The organism is Okeania sp. SIO2F4, assembly GCF_010672385.1.
Lineage (GTDB): Bacteria > Cyanobacteriota > Cyanobacteriia > Cyanobacteriales > Microcoleaceae > Trichodesmium.
In genome coordinates, this window is the sequence record NZ_JAAHGT010000577.1 from 1 (window position 1) to 6,197 (window position 6,197).

The 6,197-nt window shown below is 37.4% G+C and carries 3 protein-coding genes; all 3 read left to right on the plus strand.

Annotated features, from left to right (window positions below):
* The first annotated feature begins 714 nt into the window (after nucleotides 1-714).
* The 3 genes from F6K22_RS27875 (at nucleotide 715) to F6K22_RS27885 (ending at nucleotide 4,297) form a co-directional block, all read left to right on the plus strand.
* Entirely contained in the window at nucleotides 715-2,961 is a 2,247-nt protein-coding gene (locus F6K22_RS27875) for a heavy metal translocating P-type ATPase (RefSeq protein ID WP_293105593.1), read from the plus strand.
* Between the two features lie 644 nt (nucleotides 2,962-3,605).
* Nucleotides 3,606-3,800: a hypothetical protein gene (locus tag F6K22_RS27880; protein WP_293105595.1), complete on the plus strand. Its 195-nt coding sequence runs from the start codon at nucleotides 3,606-3,608 to the stop codon at nucleotides 3,798-3,800.
* A 218-nt stretch (nucleotides 3,801-4,018) separates the two neighbouring features.
* Nucleotides 4,019-4,297: a DUF5132 domain-containing protein gene (locus tag F6K22_RS27885; protein WP_293105598.1), complete on the plus strand. Its 279-nt coding sequence runs from the start codon at nucleotides 4,019-4,021 to the stop codon at nucleotides 4,295-4,297.
* The last annotated feature ends 1,900 nt before the right edge of the window (nucleotides 4,298-6,197 follow it).

Below are 6,197 nucleotides of genomic sequence, written 5' to 3' on the forward strand. Positions count from 1 at the left end.
ACTAGAAATTTGTGGTGCATCAGACCACTACCCTTAGAACCATCAGCAGTATCATCAATCAAGGGAACTCCTGCATTACTTAAAATTATTAGAGCATCTCTACGATTAATTTCATCTTGACTAATATTTGATATCAAAACTTAAAACTCAAAAGTAAGAGTAGTTGATATATTATTTTCATCATCAAAAACTTCCTCTAATTTTGGTTAGGCGTTGGTAAATCAACAGATGAAACTTTAAGAAGGTATCTGTAAAATAAATCTAAAGAAACACCTCAAATATATATTATTCGGTGGTAATGGCCAGAAAAATATTATTTTATTTTGTGAGATTATTCCCGCCTAACCCATCCTAAATAAAGGCTTAATTTTTTATTTATAGATACCCTCTAAGAGTAATATGTTTCTAATACTTCTAAATATTTAACCAGAGTAAGGGTGTTGGTAAATCAACAGATGAAACTTTAATAGTAATAGACATAGGCTTGATAATTAAAAATCAAATCAATTATTGTATAGAAATCATTAATTATTTCCCCCTACTCCCGTACGGGCGATTCGCTCTTCGCCCCTACTCCCTCTTTTGCGGAGTGGTCTAATATGTTTCTAATACCTCTAAAATATTTAACCAGAGTAAGTGATGGGTATCACCCTTAGTAGAAAATAATTCCACCAATTACCAACGCCAGAAATACTTCCTGATTCAATTAAAGTCATGCAAATTATCAAATCACAACAACAAGGGTCAACATCTGCACTAGCAATCAAAACTCCCACAATATCATTAGTTCATGGGATTCCCGGACGAGCCAGATTTCGCGTTATGCGCTTGACTATAGATAAAAACTATGCTAAAAATGTACAAGAATTATTAGAATTGGATACCCATGTCAAAAAAGTTCGGGTTAACCAAGCTGCGGGTTCCATCACAATTAATTATCACAGCAAAGGCAAATCAGAATCAGAAGTACGAGCCAATCTGCTCTATCTGATGCAAAATGTTGATAGTTCTGCTATTACAGTTGTCAGCCAAAAAGTTGACTCCCAAGCACCACCAGAAACAGAAGACGAAAATGAGGGAGAATGGTCAAGTTTGGCAATACCAGGTATAGCAACTTTATTAGCTTTTCTCGGCGGACCGTTAAAATTACCAATCTCTCCACAACTAAGTTTTAGCGCTCTAGCTATAGCAGCATTCCCAGTAGTGAAACGGGCTTTCCACAGTTTATTTATCAAACATCGCATTAATATCGACTGTCTCGACTTCCTCTCCTTAAGCCTTGGTGCAATTCAAGGCAAACTATTAACACCAGCATTAGTGCTAACTCTCCACGAATTGGGGGATGTAATTCGGGAACAAACCGCGAGGTCAACCGAACATCAAACCTCAGATCTATTAGATGCAATAGGACGTTTTGCCTGGGTAGAAAGAAATGGAGAAAAACTGCAAGTACCAAGCGACCAAGTAAAACAAGGCGACATAGTAATAGTTTATCCAGGAGAACAAATACCTGTAGATGGGGAAGTGTTCCAAGGTGAAGCGGTCATCGACCAACAGCAACTCACTGGAGAATCAATGCCAGTGGTAGGAAAAGTAGGTACTTTTGTCTATGCTTCGACTTTGGTGCGTTCTGGTCAAATTTATATCAGAGCAGAACGAGTAGGTAAACAAACTCGTGCTGCTGCGAGTATTGAACTATTACAAAAAGCGCCGGTACATGACACCAGAATGGCAAATTATGCCTCTCAAATGGCTGACAAATTAATTCTGCCGTCCTTGGTTTTAGCTAGCATTGTCTTAAGCACAACTCGCGACCCCAGTAGAGCAGCATCTATTCTGACTCTCGACTTTGTGACCGGAATTCGGGTATCTGTTCCTACAGCATTTTTGGGTGCGCTTAACCATACTACTAGACATGGAATTTTGGTCAGGAGCGGTCGTACTTTGGAAATGTTGGCTGATATTGATACGATTGTTTTTGATAAGACTGGTACTTTGACTCAAGGTAATATTGCTGTGGTGGGAGTGGAAACTGTCGCCGGACGAATGAATGCAGAAGAAGTATTGGCAATAGCTGCTTCTGCCGAACAACGTATTACTCATCCAGTTGCAGAGGCGATCGCTCGTTATGCTGAGGAAAAGGGGGTGAATATTTCCCCACGGGGTGAGTGGGATTATAAAGTTGGGTTGGGTATTCAGGCAGATATTAATGGTCAGGATGTTTTGGTAGGGAGTGCGAAGTTTTTGATTCAGACGGGGGTTGATTTGGATTGTTTTTATGAGCATCATCCTTGTTTTCAGGAAAATTGCGAATATCCTAACCAAGAATGTCCGGTTTCTGAGTGGTTATCTTTGATTTATGTGGCTTGCGATGGGGAGTTTCAGGGGGCAATTCAATATAAAGACCCAGTACGTCCGGAAAGTATGCCTCTAATTGTCAGGTTGGAGAAAGAGTATGGCATGGAAGTACATTTACTGACTGGGGATAATGAGGTTAGGGCAAAGTTAGTGGCGCAGGAGTTGAGAATTCCAGAGTCTCAAGTTCATGCGGAGGCTTTTCCTGACCAAAAGGCTGCTATTGTCCGAGATTTGCGTCGAGCTGGAAAGACTGTGGCTTTTGTGGGGGATGGGTTGAATGATTCTGTGGCTTTGGCTTATGCTGATGTGTCGGTTTCTTTTGAGGATGGTTCGGATGTAGCAAGGGAAACAGCAGATGTGGTGTTGATGAATAATAATTTATCTAGTTTGTTGGAGGCGATCGCTATTGCTAAGGAAACTAAAAATCTGATAGAACAAAATACTATAATGGTAGTAGGACCAAATCTGGTGGCTTTGGGGTTGGCCTCCACAGTGGGACTACATCCTTTAATTGCTACAGTGGTCCATAATGGCAGTGCGATTGCTGCTGGTTTAAATAGTTTGCGCCCTCTGGTGCAGCACCAGTTGGAAAGTGTTTATTAATGGATAATGGATAATGGATAATTACTTCTGGTTAAAACCGTAACGGAATTGAATATAAGGAAATTCAAGAGCACTTTTCTCAAGTTGGTCGATTGGATCTGGTTAGGTAACCCATCCATCCCATCCTACTCCATGCTCCGCTTTCCGACCGCTCTCAAGGGGAGATTGGAGGCAAGCGAGGAGACCTCGCCATCCCATCCTGACGGAATGCTTCGCTTTCCGACCGCTTTTTCCCCTATGGGGGGAGGCTTTTAACCTAAATTATTTAATAGACTTGTCGCTTTATAACTAAAAAAAACTGGTAAACCCAAGTCAAGTAAGGATTTTAGCTATTCCTAAATAAAAACTTCTGTAATTACTGCTGTGTCTTAATTTGAGCGATTTTTTCCATCTATTTAGCGACAACTCTAATTAATAATTAATAACTAATAATTATTCGGTAAATAACACTTGCTATTTGACTGGTGAATCAGAAATATTTGCGCCCTTAGATCGAGATTTGAATGCAAGTATTAATTTAAGGAATGCGCTTGGCTTGACAGTTTCGGCTGTCGTCGACATGAAAATGCCTGTGGATGAGTAACCGCCGACGGTCTCAGGTAGGGACGTTTTGCTGACGCAAAGCTCCGCTAACGCTGTGGGACATGAAACGCATTTTTGCCTGTGCAACGTCCGTACAGCAAGGGACGTTGCATGCAACGTCCGTACACATCAATTTGTTACTGTTTGTGGCGTATTGTATCAATTTCATCAAGCAGGTAAGTAGTCGGACAAAATTAAACTTAACTGTGGAGTTAGGGAATAGGGAAGGCTTAACTATGAACAGAAAAGGGTTTTAGCTTTGTTAATTGTTCTTAACACAGTGGTATTTATTTATGTCCTGGTACTTATTAGATAATTTCTCTTTAAATACCGATCTAGCAACTTTTATCAGGGAGAGTTTTTGTAGATACATTTTGGTTAATCCCAAGAGTTGATTTACTCAACCAAGTCCTACAAAAAAATCAACTTCATTTTCTTCTTTTTTCTGCTTACTTATTACTTCTTAAAATTACTTATGTCACTTGTTCACTTAAAAAAATCTGTGCTAACTCTTCACCTCCGAGAAATGGTTGAAGACGGTCAAACTAACAATCAAGTTGCCATCTTAGGATTAGGTGTGTTTTTATTAGGTCCGTTAGTAGCTCCTACTGTTACTAAAATGGGTAGACCTCTTGCCAAAGCTATGATTAAAAGTGGTATTTCTTTATATGAACAAAGCAAGACAACTTTTGCAGAAATAGGCGAAGAATTTGCCAATAATTTAGCAGAATCTCAAACCGATCGGCAGTGTTAAAATTATGAGGGGGAGATTTTCAGAATTCAATCTACCCCCAAAAAAAATCAATATAAATAGCTGTAACGTTTTTTATAAATAATTTGCTCCTGTAGGTTGGGTTGAGGAAAGAAACCCAAAATATTTATCAAAATTTGGCAAAAGAAACCCATTGTAATCTCTGATTCATTGTCGGGATGAATGCCGATGAATGTTTTATATCAAGTCGGGTAGAATCAGTATTGTATAGGGAAGGTAAGGAAGAATTCATTAATGGATAATGGATAATAGATAATTACCTCTGGTTAAAACTGAGAGGATTGAATATAAAGAAATATTATTTCTGTTTTTCCCCTTGAAAGGGCAGGCTTTTAACCAAGGTATTTAATTAATAATTAATAATTATTAATTATTCGGTAAGAAGTAAGAAGGAAGAAAAGGAAGAAGCTGTAATAGAAGAAAAACCCTTAAATATGGTAGATATTTCCCCAGCTTTTACACGGGACTATACCAACGGATATGAGATTATAAATTAACTGAGTCGAGAGAATAGGGAAATTTGTCATTGTGGGGAGAGGATAGGTTTTTCATCACTAATTAAAAGGACTTGATATTATACCAAGCGTGAAAAAAGAATGTTACGAATAATCAGGATAGTTAAAATACTTTAGGTGATATCTTCCTTTGAGTAAAAAAAATATTAATCCTAAGAAATGATACCAATTCCCAAAAATAATGCAATACCTTGCTCAAGACTTCATTTCTTAAGTAATAAGCAAGATTCAGGAATGTTTTTAAGGGTTATAGCCATTAAGCGCTATTACTACTTATTCGGTCAAACCCTACTACCTACTCCCTACTCCCTACTCTCAAGAAGATGTAGCAATAATGCGTGAGATTTGGTATTAGAAATTAACCAAGTTGGGAGAATAGGAAAATTTGTCATTGTGGCGAGAGAATAGGTTTTTCATCACTAATTAAACGGACTTGATATTATACCAAGTGTGAAAAAAGAATGTTACGAATAATCAGGATAGTTAAAATACTTTAGGTGATATCTTCCTTTGAGTAAAACAGAGATATTAACCCTAATAAATGATATTTAAACTGTTTATTCTGACTCGGTATTGCTGACTCCTGAGTCCGAAAAAGTAACGCAAATATTTGTAGCAAACATTTATCAAACTGGTCTGATACCAATTACCAAAAATAATGCTTTGATTCACCAAGACTTCAACGATTAAGTAATCAGTAAAATGCAATAATGTTTTTGACAATTATCAGTCATTCATTAATGGATAATGGATAATTACCTCAAGGAAAACCTTAACGGAATATGTATCAGGAAATTCAAGAGCACTTTTCTCTTTAGGAAGATTGGATATGGCTAGGTTGGTAGTGCATCTCATCCTACAGAAAGCTCCGAATATCGACCGCTTTTTCCCCTATGAGGGTCGGCTAATAAAGCTGAATAATTAATAATTATTAATTATTAATTATTCGGTAAATGTATATTATTACTATTTTGATCGCTCCCCTACTCCCCTGCTAAAGCGCTCTCCTACCCAATCAGATGTAGCAAAATTTTTGAGATTTGGTATTAGGTATTCACTATAGCAATATTTTCGGCTGACTAATTATACTTATATATTTGCTCATTCTAATACCAGTTTCAAAAAATACTGTGACATTAACTTTTTTTTATTAGGTAAAGAAAAGTCGTGGTTGGGAAATACGGGACAATTAAAAAGCGAAGTTTTTGTCTATTTCTTACTCCCTATTTTGACAAAAAAAATTTTCCTTTTAACCAATCCTATCTGTAATTTAAGAAGAGGTAATTAATTAGCTGTCAGCTAAAAATCCAAGGGTTTAAGTCCTCCACTATATTTTAAAAATTAGTGGTGCGCTTTTTTGGGGGTTT

Excerpts from the sequence above, each read along its gene's own strand:
- F6K22_RS27875 (WP_293105593.1), top strand. The coding sequence starts at position 715 with ATGCAAATTATCAAATCACAACAACAAGGGTCAACATCTGCACTAGCA.
- F6K22_RS27885 (WP_293105598.1), top strand. The coding sequence starts at position 4,019 with ATGTCACTTGTTCACTTAAAAAAATCTGTGCTAACTCTTCACCTCCGA.
- F6K22_RS27880 (WP_293105595.1), top strand. The coding sequence starts at position 3,606 with ATGAAACGCATTTTTGCCTGTGCAACGTCCGTACAGCAAGGGACGTTG.